Annotated in this window: 15 protein-coding genes and 2 pseudogenes; 7 read left to right on the top strand and 10 right to left on the bottom strand. The window is 39.1% G+C overall.

Annotated features, from left to right (window positions below; all coding sequences use genetic code 11):
* Window positions 1-2 precede the first annotated feature (2 nt).
* A complete protein-coding gene (locus AMD27_RS02555) occupies window positions 3-1,202 on the top strand; it encodes an MFS transporter (RefSeq protein WP_067655929.1) in 1,200 nt (399 codons plus the stop codon).
* 121 nt (window positions 1,203-1,323) lie between these two features.
* Here the strand turns inward: AMD27_RS02555 and AMD27_RS18990 are convergent.
* From AMD27_RS18990 to AMD27_RS02525, 7 genes and pseudogenes are all read right to left on the bottom strand, one after another.
* Window positions 1,324-1,911, bottom strand: a pseudogene (locus tag AMD27_RS18990) (transposase); the annotation flags it as partial.
* A 148-nt stretch (window positions 1,912-2,059) separates the two neighbouring features.
* Window positions 2,060-2,641, bottom strand: a complete 582-nt coding sequence (locus tag AMD27_RS02550; RefSeq protein ID WP_067655926.1) for a TerD family protein — start codon at window positions 2,639-2,641, stop codon at window positions 2,060-2,062.
* Window positions 2,642-2,653: 12 nt separating this feature from the next.
* Window positions 2,654-3,373 carry a TIGR00266 family protein gene (locus AMD27_RS02545; RefSeq protein WP_067655923.1) on the bottom strand — a complete coding sequence of 240 codons (720 nt, stop codon included), beginning with the start codon at window positions 3,371-3,373 and terminating at the stop codon, window positions 2,654-2,656.
* A 9-nt stretch (window positions 3,374-3,382) separates the two neighbouring features.
* On the bottom strand, window positions 3,383-4,729 hold the full coding sequence (locus AMD27_RS02540) for a vWA domain-containing protein (RefSeq protein ID WP_067655920.1): 1,347 nt from the start codon (window positions 4,727-4,729) through the stop codon (window positions 3,383-3,385).
* A gap of 116 nt (window positions 4,730-4,845) precedes the next feature.
* Window positions 4,846-5,424 (bottom strand): TerD family protein, encoded by a 579-nt coding sequence (locus AMD27_RS02535; protein WP_067655917.1) that lies wholly within the window; start codon window positions 5,422-5,424, stop codon window positions 4,846-4,848.
* 320 nt (window positions 5,425-5,744) lie between these two features.
* Window positions 5,745-6,320 carry a TerD family protein gene (locus tag AMD27_RS02530; protein ID WP_067655914.1) on the bottom strand — a complete coding sequence of 192 codons (576 nt, stop codon included), beginning with the start codon at window positions 6,318-6,320 and terminating at the stop codon, window positions 5,745-5,747.
* Window positions 6,321-6,483: 163 nt separating this feature from the next.
* Entirely contained in the window at window positions 6,484-7,734 is a 1,251-nt protein-coding gene (locus AMD27_RS02525) for a TerD family protein (RefSeq protein WP_067655912.1), read from the bottom strand.
* A gap of 268 nt (window positions 7,735-8,002) precedes the next feature.
* Between AMD27_RS02525 and AMD27_RS02520 the strand changes: the two genes are divergently transcribed.
* Genes AMD27_RS02520 through AMD27_RS02500 form a run of 5 tightly spaced genes read left to right on the top strand, consistent with a single transcriptional unit; the run spans window position 8,003 to window position 12,992 of the window.
* Complete coding sequence (locus AMD27_RS02520) at window positions 8,003-9,019, top strand: ATP-grasp domain-containing protein (protein ID WP_067655909.1); 1,017 nt, start codon at window positions 8,003-8,005, stop codon at window positions 9,017-9,019.
* A complete protein-coding gene (locus tag AMD27_RS02515; RefSeq protein ID WP_228140693.1) occupies window positions 9,016-10,140 on the top strand; it encodes a phosphoribosyltransferase domain-containing protein in 1,125 nt (374 codons plus the stop codon). The genes AMD27_RS02520 and AMD27_RS02515 overlap by 4 nt, the downstream gene beginning before the upstream one ends.
* Window positions 10,130-10,909 (top strand): hypothetical protein, encoded by a 780-nt coding sequence (locus AMD27_RS02510; RefSeq protein ID WP_067655906.1) that lies wholly within the window; start codon window positions 10,130-10,132, stop codon window positions 10,907-10,909. Before AMD27_RS02515 ends, AMD27_RS02510 begins: the two co-directional genes overlap by 11 nt.
* Window positions 10,902-12,059, top strand: coding sequence for a cysteine protease StiP domain-containing protein (locus AMD27_RS02505; protein ID WP_067655903.1), 1,158 nt, complete (start codon window positions 10,902-10,904; stop codon window positions 12,057-12,059). The genes AMD27_RS02510 and AMD27_RS02505 overlap by 8 nt, the downstream gene beginning before the upstream one ends.
* On the top strand, window positions 12,060-12,992 hold the full coding sequence (locus tag AMD27_RS02500) for an HpcH/HpaI aldolase/citrate lyase family protein (RefSeq protein WP_067655900.1): 933 nt from the start codon (window positions 12,060-12,062) through the stop codon (window positions 12,990-12,992).
* Window positions 12,993-13,016: 24 nt separating this feature from the next.
* Here the strand turns inward: AMD27_RS02500 and AMD27_RS18985 are convergent.
* Window positions 13,017-13,286: pseudogene (locus AMD27_RS18985) on the bottom strand (IS5/IS1182 family transposase); the annotation flags it as partial.
* A gap of 217 nt (window positions 13,287-13,503) precedes the next feature.
* Between AMD27_RS18985 and dusA the strand changes: the two are divergent.
* Window positions 13,504-14,577: a tRNA dihydrouridine(20/20a) synthase DusA gene (gene dusA / locus AMD27_RS02495; RefSeq protein ID WP_067655896.1), complete on the top strand. Its 1,074-nt coding sequence runs from the start codon at window positions 13,504-13,506 to the stop codon at window positions 14,575-14,577.
* 58 nt (window positions 14,578-14,635) lie between these two features.
* Here the strand turns inward: dusA and AMD27_RS02490 are convergent, their stop codons facing one another.
* The gene (locus tag AMD27_RS02490; RefSeq protein ID WP_067655893.1) at window positions 14,636-15,409 is read right to left on the bottom strand and encodes a ThiF family adenylyltransferase; all 774 of its coding nucleotides are present in this window, start codon (window positions 15,407-15,409) and stop codon (window positions 14,636-14,638) included.
* 62 nt (window positions 15,410-15,471) lie between these two features.
* Window positions 15,472-16,239, bottom strand: a complete 768-nt coding sequence (locus AMD27_RS02485) for a hypothetical protein (protein ID WP_067655890.1) — start codon at window positions 16,237-16,239, stop codon at window positions 15,472-15,474.
* Window positions 16,240-16,251: the final 12 nt, after the last annotated feature.

Here is a 16,251-nt window from a genome sequence, read left to right as displayed (position 1 = left end):
CGATGGAAAATCCTTTAGATATTCATGAAGATAAAGCGCTGTTGTGGCTCATGGCGATTGCCTGTGGAATTTGTGCAGGGGCAAACTATTATTCTCAGCCACTGATTCATTCGATTCAACTCTATTTTCAAGCATCCGAGTCTAGTGTTGCACTCACGGTGACCTTCGCGCAAATTTCCTACGCCATTGGCTTACTGCTTATTGTTCCGATGGGCGATATTCTCAATAAAACCAAATTTATTCCATTACTGATGTTTTGCGCCTCAATTGGATTATTCATTTGCGCATTTTCAGTGAATTTACCCATGCTCTGGATTGGCACGATTATTACTGGTTTATTTTCAGTGGCCGCACAAATTCTTATCCCCTTTGCCACGATGGCGGTAAAACATGAAAGAACAGGTGAAGTCGTTGGGTTGCTGATGAGCGGACTATTGGTCGGTATTTTACTCTCGACCAGTTTGGCTGGATTACTGTCCAATCTATTTCATTGGAAATTGATTTACATTGTCAGTGGCATTTTGATGCTTATTGTCGCAGTGGTCTTAAGTGCGCGACTGCCTTTTATTGCCAGCTCAAAAATGAGTTACCTTAGTATTTTTCGCTCCATGTGTGTATTGTTGGTTGAAGAACGTCGTTTGGTCTATCGCTCCCTCATTGGAGCATTCGCTTTTGCTACCATGAGTATTTTGTTTTCGACCATCGCGATTTTGATGACTACCTCATTTCAACTTCCAGATGTCATGGTCGGCTTCATTGCTTTAGCAGGTGTATTTGGGGCACTGTCCACCAAAAAAATTGGACAAATCGCAGATCGCGGTTATAGCAAGGTCATTACGTGGGCGGGCATTTTAATATTGTCCTGTGCATGGATATTTCTCTACATGGGTGCAAGTTATTTGTGGAGCTATATTTTTGGTTTTGCCATGATGAATTTAGGTCTAGCCACCATTCATTCAAGTAATCAAAATATTATTTTTCGTTTACGCCCCGATGCCAAATCTCGAATTAACTCCATCTATATGACCAGCTACTTTATTGGCGGTGCGTGCGGTTCTGCGCTGGGCATTTATGCATGGCATCATGGCGGTTGGAATATGGCATGTGTTGTGGGTATCTGCCTAGTCATGGGTACGGCACTGTTTGCCTATCTCGATATGCGCCATCAAAACCGAGTTTTATCTCACCCAGCGACGTCTTAAATCTCTAAATATCTTCGTTATAAACCCATATACTTAAATTCAAAAAAGCCTCTTTCGAGGCTTTTTTTATGAAAGTTTTAGCATGGGATACAATGATTTTAGTGAAATCACCGCTGTGCTTGTCGATCTGAAATGGAATTTGCTCGAGTAAATCATCAAGTACTGATGAATCACTGATCTTGTTCGTCGTTAACTGGATAGCATGTATTTGGAGAGTTTTGGCGCCGATACCAACATGTAATTTATGCCATAGTCGACGATAGTCAGGCTGCTATTCCTTACGCTTTCCTTCACCCACCTAAAAACTTCAACCCAGTAGAGTGAATGATGAGCAGTGTAATGCGCAAGGAAGCCCATCCCGAGGTTTTTGATCACTAATCACAATATCAATATACTTTTGTCATCTGCCAAGTATGGAATACGAATATCACTAATATTCAGTGCTGCCCAATTCAAACCACAGAGCTGAATAAGGCGCTGAATAAAGCCTATAAGCATGTGTAAAGAGAGTCGAAATAGAGTTTTAATCATGAGGCAGCTGAATCGCTGTATTGGAATACGTTTGATTTCTCTCTTGTTTGCCTTTGGCCTCAATATACTATTCGGTAGCTGGATCAAACCAAATCGAGATGTGCCCTCAATGAATTAATGCTTGATTATAAGAAGAGCAATGTGTTGTATGACAAGTTTGAGATGTAGGCTTATTCATTTGAGAATGATATTACTGAATAAGCCCTTAAAGGTAGGTTTGTGCAGCAAAGCTACTGATGAAAGTAGATCTATGATGTACGTTTAGCAAAAGCTAGATAAACCTTTTTATTGCCTTCATCTAGCAACTGTAACGAACTTAAACCACTTTATAAAATCGGTAAAATAGAAGGAACCATATCCTGAATAGTTTTACCGTTACATGTTTCACCCAGTGCTGACATTTTCCACGCACCATTATGGCGATAAACTTTCGCAATAATTAAAGCGGTATAATTCCCTTGCGCTGAAAGATTGTACTTTGCAATTTCAATATTGGTGGTGGTATCAACCACACGGCAGTACGCATTTTCGACTTTTTCAAAAGTCTGACCACGGAAACTGCTGATGGTAAATACAATTGATTTGACTTGGCTCGGAACTTGCGTCAGGTCTACGTGAATGACCTCATCATCACCATCACCGTCCCCAGTACGATTGTCACCAGAGTGTTTGATACTGCCATCACGACTCTGTAATTGACCAAACCAAATACTGTCTAAAGGTTTGTTGTTCTCATCAAACATAATGGCTGAGCTATCAAGATCGATCGAATCTCCCCCACTAAACATGCCAAAAAGGCCGCCTTTTTTTGCGACATCCCAACCTGCGCCAATAAATATTTTCGTTAAAGATGAACCATCACTTTTCTCTAAAGAAATTTTTTGACCTTTTACTAAGCTAATGCCCATTATTAATTTCCCTCAGTTTGAATTTGAATTTCCACGACCTAAAGCTGTCGCTAACCACTGTAAATAACTCGCGCGATTGCGTGAACAGACAATAACTTTACCCTGCCCACGAAACTTAATGACTAATCCTTCGCCACTGGTCAAGCTGTTCATAATATTGCCTACAAAGCCGCTGCCTGAACTTGGCATGCCAATATTGTAATTTAAGGATGCATCCCATGCCGCAACATGTCCGTTATCAATGGTGACTTCGCCTTGCTCTGGTGTAATCTCGAGTTCAAGTAATGTGCCACTGCCTGAAATACACACTTGGCCCTGTCCACTGGTTTCCATGACCACAAAACCTCCCGTACCCCCAAACAATGCACCGCCAATGTTGCTTTGGACTTTGGCTTTAATCATGGTGTGTTCTGTGGCAGCGACGAAAGAGCCATCAGATAAAATATACTGTCGTTGACCCACCTCAAGAATCTGCATATCACCATCCAAATTGGGTGATAATAGACACTCTCCCGCCCCCTTGACTGCTTTAATTTGCTGTTGGAATAAAGATTCCCCCGAGGTAAATTTACGCATGAAGGCTTGAAAAATTCTGCCACGTAATTTACCACCGACTTCAAGATTCTGTTCAGACATGACCATCGCATTCGATTCACAATAAATTGCTTCACCTTGCTGCATGCTGACATGTAAAAAAGGTTCTGGACTACCGACCAGTGTAAAATCAGCCATATTTACAATTTATCCTCTTAAGATATTTTTATCTTTAGCGGCACTTAGCCACTGTGGAAATTCTTGCAGTAACAGGTCATATAATTCAGCTTCGGATAGACTATCAATCTGATCGACTGCAAAAAAATTACAGTTATCGACCACCCTGCCGTCCATATGATCTAACTTTTCAAGTACACCGTAATTCTTTCCACCCACACCGACAAATTGCCAAAATAACGGGTGTACCGATGCTTCTTGCAAAATCTTTTTAATCTTTCGTGCTTCGGAGACACCACCGTCTGAAATAAACACCACATAGACAGGTAAATCTGAACAACTTTCTTGAGTAAAATAGGTCAGTACACGCTCTAGAACAGCAGGCTCATTGTTAACACGTGCACCCGCTTTCCAATATTTATGCCCGCCACTTTCAGTCTCAATATAATGATTTAAATTTTTTAAGCTCACATCGCTCAGTCTGAGCGCCTTTTCAGCAAAAGCCCAACACTCAAAACAACCGTCATCATCGAAATTGACTGCAAGTGGCATAATCCGATCCAAAATGCGTTGTACATCGCCATTCTGGTATTGTTTATTCATGGAGCCTGAATAATCTAAAATCAAAGCCACTCTTGCTTTAACGTTAAGCAGATTATTTTTTTCTAAACTCAGCAAAGATTTTTTAGTCAGCTCAATCAGATGCGGTGCTGATTGTTGAATTTTATCCAGTACTATTTTTTTCTTTAAATCGACGCCTGACGTGCCTGCTGCTGAAACAGAAGGGATTGTCTTGGCTGCTTGAATGGGCGGTATCACAGATGAAGGTGGAGCAGGTTCTGCGACATCTCCACCAAAATGTTCAACCAGCGCTTGCAATCCACCGTTAAAACCTTGACCAATCGCTGCCATACGCCAAGCATGATTCTTAAAATAAATCTCGACCAGCATCAATGCTTTTTCTTGCAGCAAACTTGAGGTATTCAATGCATACGTTGCAAATACCTGAGCTGATGACTGCAAATCAATTTGGCAACTTTGCAGGTCGCGCATAGTCGAATGTGCATCTGCAGCTGTTGCGCAGATGACAAATCTTGGCGTTTGATTGGGATCAATTTGACTTAAGTCGAAATGAAAAATAGCACGATTTGAAGATGAATGTTTTTGCTCGAAGCTGAGTTGTATTTCACCTTGAGGGGTCTGAGGTTGATTATAAAAAGTCATATAATCATCGTGATAAAGCCGCTCATGTTGACCCAAGCCAAAGCTTGAAATGTCGACCTCAAAATCAGCACACCACTGAACAACCAGTTCAAATTTTGTATCATTTTGAATGAGTTGATTGAGTGCTATTTTTTGTCCAGAAACAAGCTGCATGATTATGCTCAATGAGAGTACTTGAAAACAATCGGATGAAGAGTCATTTGATTCTGATTGCTTTCAAGTACTAAAAGACGCATCTTTTAGTACTTTTATGATTTAGACCACTATGATTAAACAGCAACACCATAACTTGCGGCTAAAGCACCTAATCCGCCATTGAAACCTTGACCGACCGCTTTGAATTTCCATTCGCCATTGTGACGATACAACTCACCAAAAATCATTGCGACTTCAGTACTACCATCTTCAGACAAATCAAAACGCGCCAATTCTTCAGCATTGGCATCTTGGTTAATCACACGGATATACGCTCGATCGACCATACCAAAGTTTTGACCATTTTGCTGACCTTCATGAATGGTCACAGCAAATACAATTTTAGCCACTTCTTGAGGAACTTTAGACAAATCTACTGAAATGGTTTCATCATCGCCATCGCCATCGCCAGTACGGTTATCACCATTATGAGTCACTGAACCACAAGGTGAAACTTTCTGGTTAAAGAAAATAAACTCACCATCTAAACGCACTTTGCCATCTTCACCCGTTAAAAATGCAACGGCATCCAAATCGAATGCTTTACCATCCGTAGCCCGTGGATTCCACCCTAAACCTAAATCGACTTTGTTCATGGTTGGGGCTGTTTTAGACAGGTTAATGTTTCCGCCTTTTGATAAATTAATCGCCATTTCTTTGTTTCCTTATACACTTTGATTTATAAAAATTAAAAATTATTGCTTATTGCTGTAAAAATTAAATCTATGAGCATTCGCAGCGCTATCATCAAACTGACATGATCGTGAGGCATTGCATATGAAATCCAAGCGATCAGTCATCCACATGCCAAACTGTACTTGTCTTTATCTATATCTATATAAGATCGAAATTGGCTTTTTCAACTGTATGTTGCGCGATTTGTTCGCTTCTTCATCAGTTTTGGGTCGTGATTGATTCAGCTTTTCGACCTTACGCAGCACAAGTTCACCTGCTGTTATGATTAAATTATGCTTTAAATATTGATGCCGTATTGCTGACACATCGCACTTAATCCACCGTTATAGCCTTGACCCACAGCTCTAAATTTCCATTCATTGTTATGACGATACAATTCGCCAAAAATCATGGCTGTTTCAGTTGAATAATCTTCATTTAAGTCAAAACGTACCAATTCAACCTGTGTCTGATTATTAACAACACGGATGAAAGCATTTTGGACTTGACCAAAATTTTGTTTACGACTGATAGCATCGTGAATCGTCACTGTAATCGCAATTTTTTGAATTTCAGCAGGTACTTTTGCCAGATCAATTTTAACTGTTTCATCATCACCATCCCCTTCACCCGTACGGTTATCACCCATATGTTCTACTGAACCTTCTGGGGAACGAGTTTGGTTATAAAAAATAAAATCCGTTTCTCCGCGAACTTTATCATTTGCGCCCAATAGAAATGCAGAGGCATCTAAGTCAAAGTCTGCGCCATCGGTTGCACGAGTGTCCCAACCTAAACCAATCAAGACCTGATTCAGGGATGGGTCAGTTTTGCTCAAAGATAAATTACCACCTTTACTTAATGAAATTGCCATGGTTTTTCCTCTGTTGAATAAAATAGCTTGGTTTACACTGTGGAGCCTTTTGACTGTTTAGCCTTTAAATACTTAGCCTTTAAAGGCTAGCCTGTTAAACTCAGTTTTTTTAAATACATGGTTGTTAATATCATTTAGGTTTGAATCATTTAGATTCAAATCATCAATTTTTTGAACCTTTGGTCCAGCGAAAACCAAAACCATAAAAATCATCTAAGTTTTTCTGACCTTCAAAATAGCGTACTTCGCGATTGGCTTGAATCGTACCATTTATATTTTTGAGCTCGATAATGGCACAGGTATTGAGATGATTGCCTTCCGTGAGACGCACTTCGATTTCAGGTTGATCAGGAATTCGAATCGTCACTACACCATCTGTCGCAGCCCACTCTGCTGCACCTTCATAAATATAGGTATAAATTACAATACGATCAATTTGCTCCCAGTGACGGCCATTGATATGTAAGTTTTCTCCGTTCACTGATGCACCTGTACGGTCATCTGCATCTAATTTCATATAAGGTGGTCGTTCAAAATCTCCGAATCTGTTGCCCAAAGGTTGAATCAAATCAATCCGCCCATCTTTGAGTTGAACCATTGCTCCCAAATCGAGATCGATTGAATTGGAACGGGTGAGTTTTTGAAAAAATGACTGTGATTTAGGTGCCGATTTATTCCAGTTTAGATTGACTGAAATCTTGCCGAAAGCTGTGCCTTTCTTACTTAGATTAATAGTCGAATTATTCTTATCTAATTTGATTTTGGATAAATTGATATTTGACTGTTTCGGTGTTGGTGTTGGTGTTGGTGTTGGTGTTGGTGTTGGTGTTGGTGTTGGTGTTGGTGTTGGTGTTGGTGTTGGTGTTGGTGTTGGTGAAGTATTCGATGTATTTTGCTCAATGACCACCCCAAAATTCTCTGCTAAAGGTTTGAGTCCACCATTAAAGCCTTGATCGATAAATCTAAACTTCCATTTGTCATTATGCTTATACACTTCTGCCAAAATTAATGCTTTTTCTGTTTTAGACTGCGTCTGAATCAATGCGTTCGCAATGCTTTGATTACCCGATATAAGCTCAATCTGAAGAGGAGAAATGCGACTAAAATTATGCGGTTCACTGATGGTTGCACACAACATGACTTTTTGAATTTGTGGATCTATACGCGCCGTATTGATCTTAAATTTAGTCAAATAGGGATCATTTGAATCAGACTGTGTGAGCACTACACTTTGATTGTGGGTATGAGTTTGCCCATAGAAAATCATGTCCTGATCGCCGCGCACTTTTTGCGTACTTTCTGCCAGAAGATAGGCAGTGCAATCAACTTCTATCTGATGAGGAATGCTGGTTTTTATGAAGATTTCCACCTCTTCAGACGCCAAAGCAATGTTCCCACCTGCAATCAGTTCCATACGATCCTCTTAAAATTTTATAATATCCAAAGAAAACTAAACACGTGAATATATAAATACTTAAACGATTAAAATGACTTGTTTAATGCTCGCCTGTTTTAAGCTCGTTCCTTAAGCTACACAGCGATCACCCGTGTTTTATTAAACGCTTTGAATATGCTGTTTTTTAAAAATTATCTAATTTATAACATAAAAATTAACGCTTGGTGTGTAGAATGGTTGTATAAATTCATCACTTTTAATAAAGAAATTAGAGATTAAATTCACTGTGAAATCGAACTACAATATTTGGATTGCTGAAAGTTATTCTTGTCAAAACGATATTATTCAATTACTAAAAAACTCAAATTTATCTCCATGTCTGACCATTTTTTGCTCTCACAGCCAACAGCGCCCTGAACTGAAAATATGCGCTGACCATTTTTTTGAACAACCTCGAGTTGAAGATAGTGCACAATGGTTATTAGAGCAGTGCCAAGCACATTCTATTGACCTTCTTTTCTGTGGTAAGCACAGTCACTTTATTGAACAATGCCGTGAAGACTTTAGGCGTCATCACATTCAGATCGTGACTGGTGCGATGAATGCAGACTCACATGACAATATAAATAATAAATTTTTATTTGGACAGATTTGTGAATCCTTAAATTTACCCAACATTCCCGCGTTAAAAGTCACTCAGGTTAATGAATTAAAACAAAGCATTCATCAATACCAGAATCAATATAGTGCGATCTGCGCAAAACCTGTTTACGGCGTATACGGTGAGGGTTTTGTACAATTGCGCGATGACGTTTCATATTTTCAAAAGTTTCAAACCGCTACTGTATGTAATACCCAACAGTTTATAGACGCGTATGCGCAATTAGAGCCGCCTATTGAGTATCTGATTATGCCTTTTCTACAAGGGCAAGAGTGTTCTGTAGATATTGCGTGTAGTAAGGGTAAAATTTTAGCATTGGTGACTCGAATTAAATTTCAGTTTTATCAAGAATGCTATCTCGAGCATCCTTGTCATCCCATCTGTGAAATTTTAGTCGAACATTTCCAATGTGATGGACTGATCAATATTCAATTCAAGCAAGATGATCAAGGGGTTTGGCACATTTTAGAAATTAATCCACGCCCCGCAGGTGGTTTTGCTTATACACAGCACACGGGCATTAATCTGATTGCCGAATTGATTGCTGAAAAATTATCATTGAATTTAGAACAACCCAACCCGACGAATATTATTCAAGTACTGACCACTATACAAAGCATAAAAATGGATTCTTCACATTGATTAAACATACTGATTTAAGTCGTGGCCGTATTAGCGTCACTGTAAATCGTCACCATCCAGAGTGGACATTGGATGACTTACTCAGCTTTGCTGAGAGAATTAATCCTAAACGCGCTTTTTTATTTGTTTCTAAAGTCTTAGGTAAACATATTCCTGTTGCACCTTCAGTCATGCAAAAAAGCTATCAAGACCTTACTGCACTTATTCCCAAGGATCTTCCCTATCCGATCAGTGTGATGGGTATGGCCGAAACTGCAGTTGGTTTAGGTGCTGGGGTATATCGCGAACTGAAAAAAGATTTTCAGGAAAATGCCATTTTTTTAACCACGACGCGGCATCCCGTTGAAGATTTACCGGTATTGGGCTTGTTCTTAGAAGAACATAGTCACGCACAAGATCAATTTATCTTATCCAGTCATGATGCAAGCAAACATCAACATTTGCTTAATTCAAAAACACTTATTTTAGTGGATGATGAAATTTCGACAGGAAAAACCTTTAGAAATTTAATTCTCAGCCTTAAAAAATCAGGGCTGGAACAGGTTGAACGGATTATTTTAGTCAGCTTGGTGGACTGGTCTGAACAGCATTTGGTCACTGATGATTTAGGTATACCTGTTGAAGTCGTTTCATTGTTGCAAGGTCACTGGCAATGGCAAGAAAACAATAAAAATATTTCGGTTCACATGCCAGATGTCAGCTCCACTTTGCAACAAAGCCAAAAAATTATTGCACCGAATGACTGGGGGCGCGAACCCACTTTTCTAAACTGCTTGCCTTGGTCGCTGATTGATCCGATTCAAGCCCATGAAAAAGTTTTAGTCTTAGGTTCAGGTGAGTTCAGTTGGATTCCTTTTCTGATAGCGGAACAATTAGAGCAACAAGGGGTTGACGTCTATTTTAGCTCGACCACCCGCTCTCCGATTATGCAAGGGCATGCCATTGAAAGTATTTGTTTATTTAAAGACAATTATGGCCTCAATATTAACAACTATGCATATAACGTAAATCATCAACAATTTGATCGTGTCTTTTTAGTGATAGAAACAGCAAAAGATAGCGTTGACCCTCTCCTTTTTGAACAAATAAAAAACTTGGAAATTATTAGTTATGAATGCTAAGCCGTTAATTTTTGTTGACTTAGATGACACACTTTTTCAAACGAATCGTAAAAGTAAACCTACACCATTACATAAAATTGCGACCACAGATAAAGCGGGCGAACCCCTCTCTTATATGCTACCAAAACAGCAAATATTCGTGAATTGGTTGCTCGAATCAGCTGAAGTGATTCCAGTGACAGCTCGCTCAGTGGAAGCCTTAGAACGTGTACATATTCCTTTTCAGCATGGTGCAGTCTGCTCACATGGTGGAACCATTTTAGGGGCCAATAAAGAAGTTGATCAAGACTGGCTGGTTCTACAGCAACAAGCCACAGCAGACTTAGAGAGCCTACTCCATGATCTGCCTAATGCCCTACTCGATTATGCAAAACCTTTTGGATCGATCCGTACTTGGACAGTCGAAGAAAATGGCGGGAAAATTTATACTGTTGCCAAACAGAACGACCCCGAACCGTTATTTTTATCTAAAATTGTCGATAACTTACCCGCTGAAGTGCTTGAACATTGTTACGTCCACATCAATGGAAATAATTTGGCGATTATTCCAAAATTTGTGTCTAAACAAAAAGCCGTCGAATTTTTTATCAACAAATATGATCCCAAACGTGAACGTGCCATCTTAGGTTGGGGAGACAGCTTGTCTGATGCAGGTTTCTTGGCGTGTTGCGATTGGTTTGGGATGCCGAAAAATAGCCAATTAGATAAATTTTTAGCGCAAAGTTTAATCCAAGATCATCAATCAAAAGGATATTTAGGTCATGGATAAACATGCTTCGGCTGCATCCCACCTTGACTCCTTAGGTATTCATGGTTCATATCGACCACAAGATGTGACTTTTTTACTGAATGTGAATGAAATTGAGCCGACATCATTGGTAGAAAAAGAATATTTGATTCAATCTGGAAAAAAACATTACTCCCAAATGATTAGTGTCGAGCATCCGCCTTCAAAAGAGCAGATGCAATACTTTGATTATGCCTTTGATCAAGGTGCTGAGCGCTTAGCCCGCGATGTTCAGAAAATTGGCAATTCGCTGCTTAGCCGATTTGGTAATCAGCCTATCGTACTGGTCAGTTTGGTGCGTGCAGGTGTGCCTTTAGGTGTATTACTGAAACACTATATTGGAAAGAATCATCGTTGTTTCCATTATGGAATTAGTATCATTCGTGATCGCGGGATCGACTTTGCTGCCTTACATGCGATTATTGATCAACATGGGGCGGAAAATATTGTTTTTGTGGATGGCTGGACGGGTAAAGGGGCGATTTGCAGAGAACTCACCCAAAACTTAAGCGATTATCTAGCATTGTTCGATCCCGGTTGGGATATTCCTCGTCTTGTGACTTTAGCGGATTTAGGGGGTTATTCTTGGTTAAGTGCCAGCTGCGAGGACTGGCTTATTCCTTTTGGTATTTTAGGCTCTGTCATCTCAGGCTTAACTTCTCGTACGATTTTAAAAGATGACATTGATCATGATTTAGCCATAAAAAATTGCGATGACCCTCAAAATTGGCACAGCTGTTTGGTATACCAACATTTACGTCCACATGATATTTCGGTGGTTTTTATAGAGAAAATTTTAAAGATTATTGATTTGAACCCATGTACAGATGTGGCCGATTGGAATAATCAAATTCGTCTTGTGCAACAAAAAAACTGTCTAGATACAATTGCTTGGATTTCGAACACTTATAGAATTCAAAATATTAATCTCATTAAACCCAGTATCGCAGAAGCTACGCGCGCAGTGCTTAGACGCGTGCCGGAAAAGATCTTGATTGGTGATTCAGCCAATCCTCATGTGCAATTACTGTTACATTTTGCCCAAGAACAGAATATTCCTGTAGATATTTTAGGTGCGAAATTAGGTCCCTATCATGCAGTGACGCTAATAAAAAAAGTAGAGAAGAATTAAATGAAGCAACTGCAACATGCAATTGAACTTGGTGCCACCATGTACATTCCTGCAACCCATGAGCATTTATGGGAAGTTACTGAAGGAATTAAGTTTCCAATACTTAAATCTATTGCTGTTTGTTTAGAGGATGCTGTACACGAAAGAGATGTACAAACCGCAATGGTCAATCTAAAAATTTTATTACAAAAACGTTTAGAACAACCTAACTTTAAAGCGCCTGCGATGTTTATACGCCCCCGAAATATTGAAATGGCAAAACACATTGTCGATTGGGATTTAAATCACAGCTATACCGGTATGATTTTACCTAAGTTTACCTTACACGACTTAAAGCCTTGGATGGACGTTTTACCCGCCAATATCAATCTGATGCCTACACTTGAAACCAAAGAAATTTTTGATATGGGGCATAACAGTGAATTGAATCAAGCACTCAAGTATGACTTCCATAAAACATTGTGTCTGAGAATTGGTGGCAACGATCTTTTATCGTGTTTACATCTACGTCGTCCAAAAAACACAACAATCTATCAAACCCCTGTCGGTATATTGATTTCACAGTTGGCAGGACTGTTTATCCCTGCTGGCTTTCAACTCAGTTCACCTGTATGCGAACATATTGATCACACCCAATTGCTTATGAATGAGTTGGAACAAGATATGAATAACGGGATTTACACCAAAACGGCTATTCATCCATCACAAGTTGAATATATTCATAACGCTTTTAAGATTAATGCAGAAGAGTTTCAAGACGCTCAGCAAATTTTATCGCAAGATGCTAAAAGTGTATTTAAAAGCCACGGTTCAATGTTAGAACCTGCTACACATCGCAATTGGGCAGAAATGATTTTATTACGCTACAAAACTTTTGGTTTATGTAAGTCGCAACCGTCTACCCAAGATAAATTCATGCTCAATACATTTTAATTTTAACTAGGGTCTTTTGACATTTCACAAGGGCAGCCAAATAAAAATACAGGATAAAGCAACTGAGTTTTCGTAGTTCTGCTTTAGCTTATCGTAACGTGTTGCAATACCTCTGAAATGTTTCAACCTTGCAAATGTATTTTATACTCAGTATCTGATTTATATATATCAATCCACATGTTTATTGCTGGATTTAGAACTACACTTCTTAGGAATATTTGCTTTGGTTTGGGTGTTTTCGATTTTATCTCTTAACAATTTTAAATCGTAATCCTTATCAGCACATATCAATCTTTATAAAAATTTTCTTATCTTTAAACTAATTCCACCTTGATCTAATTAATTTACGTATTGCTTATAACCAGCAAATCTAAAATTGCTTTGCTAAGCATATTGATATAAATTTGCACCCTCTCCCAAACATAGTCTCAAGGTGCAAATATGGTGCACCAAATGCGAGAATATGTGTCAATAAGATCAAATAATCACCAATTTCAAGGTATTACAAATAATGAGTGCTTCTGAAAATCTTTTTTTAAATCAAAAAGATAAATTAAATAAACCAGTTAAAAGGATTTCTGTCGCACCCATGATGGATTGGACCACGCGCGACTATCGTTTTTTTGCTCGTCTGTTTAATCCGAATGTGATGATGTATACCGAAATGGTGACGACTGGAGCTATTATTCACGGTGGTGCAGAACGTCATTTAGATTACAACAATGAAGAACATCCGATTGTGCTTCAACTGGGCGGTTCAAACCCAAAAGACCTCGCGACCTGTACCAAAATGGCTCAAGACTGGGGCTATGATGAAGTCAATCTCAATGTCGGTTGTCCAAGTGACCGAGTACAGAATAATAAAATTGGCGCATGCCTCATGGCAGAGCCTGATTTAGTCGCAGAATGTATTGCAGAGATGCGTAATGCGGTTGATATTCCAGTGACTGTGAAGCATCGCATTGGGATTGATGACATGCAGTCTTATGAAGAGATGCTGCACTTTGTCGACACCGTTGCCAAAACCAGTTGTAATCACTTTATCGTTCATGCTCGTATTGCCTTACTTCAAGGGTTATCTCCTAAAGAAAACCGTGATGTGCCACCCTTACGTTATGAAGATGTGTATCGTCTAAAACAAGACCGTCCGAATCTATTGATTGAGATTAATGGTGGCATTAAAACCTTTGCTGAAACCCAAGTACATTTAAAGCATGTTGATGGCGTAATGATTGGTCGTGAGGCATATCACAACCCTTACCTATTGGCTGAGTTGGGACAACTTTGGAATTTAGAAATGCCCAATCGTTTTGATATTATGGATCAAATGATGCCGTATATTGCGAAACGTATGCAAGAAGGTGCGCCTCTCTCCATTATCACGCGTCATATTTTAGGTTTATTTCAAAACTTACCTGGTGCACGTAAATGGCGTCAGGCACTGAGTGGTGGTAATGCTAAAACTTTTGCTGATGTTGAAAATGCAATTGCTAATATTAAAGATGCGATGCAACGGACTGAAGACTATTTGAAAGCAAATGAACTCACAGAAAATGAGCTTAAAGTACATCAAACTGAAATTTAAATTTTAAAACCAATAGAAAAAAGCCCCCAATAATGGGGTTTTTTTTCGAATTGCATTTTTATGCAGACTTGGCTTTTTTCATATCCAATTTTTTTAAAACCTCAGATACTGCCACCATCGCAAAACTAGAAGTCACCACAACCGCTGAACCATAGCCGCCACAGCGCAGTCCTGCACTTGGACAAACATCGCTACTGGAAAATGGATTATCAATCGAATACACACAGGTAATCCCAAACTTTTCTTTGGGCTTTTTACAAATGCCTTTGCTACGTAATTGTGTACGAAGTTTTGCCAGCATTGGGTCTTGTTCAGTTTTAGACAAATCCGCGACACGGATTTTAAGCGGGTCGAGTTTACCGCCCGCCCCACCTGAGACAATCAAAGGAATCTTGTTAAATCGGCAATGCAGCATGAGCGCAAGTTTAGCTTTAACATCATCAATGCAGTCTAGAATCAGATCAGGTGTATTTTCCAACAGCTCTTGTATATTTTCAGGCGTGAGATAATCGTCAATTAAATTGATTTTGATACGCGGATTGATCGAACGGCAACGCTCTGCCATCACTTCGATTTTCTCAAATCCGAGTGTGGAGGTCATCGCAGGCAATTGACGATTAATATTCGATGCTGCAACCACATCCATATCAACAAGCGTTAATTCGCCGATTCCCGAACGTGCCAACGCTTCAACTGCCCATGATCCGACACCACCAATCCCAATCACCATCACATGGCTTTTTTCATAGTGATTAAACGAATCTTCCCCATAAATTTTAGCTACACCTGCAAAACGGCGGTCATATTCATCATCTTGGAGAAGTTCGGTCATTGCTTAAATCAAATATCAAAAAAATTAGCGCTATTTTATCAAATTCGATCGGTAAATGATGATTAATCTGCGCTCCAAGATTTTGGAATCTGAATCATCTCCTGTTTGCCTTTTTTCAATATAAAATTCTTACGGACATCCATAGCTTGCTGATCTGAAGCTGGAGATAAAACGCTAGAATAGTGATATTGCATTTGCCAAGTATAAGGTTTGAGATAACCAATATTCAGCACTAAATTTTCTTCATCGTGACAACGCTCATCACCACTCTTTTGATAATCTTGTTCAGAAAAACATGCTCGAATCATCCGATACACCGAAAATGGAATATTTTGAAACATCAATTTAGGTTTTTGCTGTGGAATCAATTCAAAAAAATCTGCGACTTCTTCATTCATTCCACCCCCAGAATAGCTTTCATGAAAGCTCTGGATGAATGCAATAGCATAGGTTTTTTCTGACATTTTGAATAATGCAGGATATAAAAACTTTTGCTCTGAAGGTGTATTTATATATTCAGTCGTCCAATTCGTGCTGACTTTCTGTGGCGTATATTGAGAAAAATCCCATTGATTTAAAATTTTATAGCTTTGCTTGTTTTGTTCAAGTTGATAAAGTTTTAGATTGGACATTAAATAGTATTGATTTGCCTGTTGGGCTGTTTTATACAAAGTCCAAGTCGGTTTATTACGACATTGTTCTGGAATTAAATCACATAAAACCGTTGTCTTTTGTTTCGTCATTTCCTGTTTTTGAAAGCTGATCGTTTGCGCTGATGCCAAAGCTGGTATACATAAAGATGACCACAGCAACATCTGAGAGATTTTCATTCTAATTTCTGC

It is taken from the genome of Acinetobacter sp. TGL-Y2 (assembly GCF_001612555.1).
GTDB lineage: Bacteria > Pseudomonadota > Gammaproteobacteria > Pseudomonadales > Moraxellaceae > Acinetobacter.
Note: the sequence above shows the minus strand (reverse complement) of the source record. Positions and strands in the feature narration are given on the sequence as shown.

Bases quoted from the DNA above. Each gene is read 5' to 3' on its own strand.
- AMD27_RS02555 (WP_067655929.1), top strand. From the start codon at position 3: ATGGAAAATCCTTTAGATATTCATGAAGATAAAGCGCTGTTGTGGCTC.
- AMD27_RS02550 (WP_067655926.1), bottom strand. From the start codon at position 2,641: ATGGGCATTAGCTTAGTAAAAGGTCAAAAAATTTCTTTAGAGAAAAGT.
- AMD27_RS02545 (WP_067655923.1), bottom strand. From the start codon at position 3,373: ATGGCTGATTTTACACTGGTCGGTAGTCCAGAACCTTTTTTACATGTC.
- AMD27_RS02540 (WP_067655920.1), bottom strand. From the start codon at position 4,729: ATGCAGCTTGTTTCTGGACAAAAAATAGCACTCAATCAACTCATTCAA.
- AMD27_RS02535 (WP_067655917.1), bottom strand. From the start codon at position 5,424: ATGGCGATTAATTTATCAAAAGGCGGAAACATTAACCTGTCTAAAACA.
- AMD27_RS02530 (WP_067655914.1), bottom strand. From the start codon at position 6,320: ATGGCAATTTCATTAAGTAAAGGTGGTAATTTATCTTTGAGCAAAACT.
- AMD27_RS02525 (WP_067655912.1), bottom strand. From the start codon at position 7,734: ATGGAACTGATTGCAGGTGGGAACATTGCTTTGGCGTCTGAAGAGGTG.
- AMD27_RS02510 (WP_067655906.1), top strand. From the start codon at position 10,130: ATGAATGCTAAGCCGTTAATTTTTGTTGACTTAGATGACACACTTTTT.
- AMD27_RS02505 (WP_067655903.1), top strand. From the start codon at position 10,902: ATGGATAAACATGCTTCGGCTGCATCCCACCTTGACTCCTTAGGTATT.
- AMD27_RS02500 (WP_067655900.1), top strand. From the start codon at position 12,060: ATGAAGCAACTGCAACATGCAATTGAACTTGGTGCCACCATGTACATT.
- dusA (WP_067655896.1), top strand. From the start codon at position 13,504: ATGAGTGCTTCTGAAAATCTTTTTTTAAATCAAAAAGATAAATTAAAT.
- AMD27_RS02490 (WP_067655893.1), bottom strand. From the start codon at position 15,409: ATGACCGAACTTCTCCAAGATGATGAATATGACCGCCGTTTTGCAGGT.
- AMD27_RS02485 (WP_067655890.1), bottom strand. From the start codon at position 16,239: ATGAAAATCTCTCAGATGTTGCTGTGGTCATCTTTATGTATACCAGCT.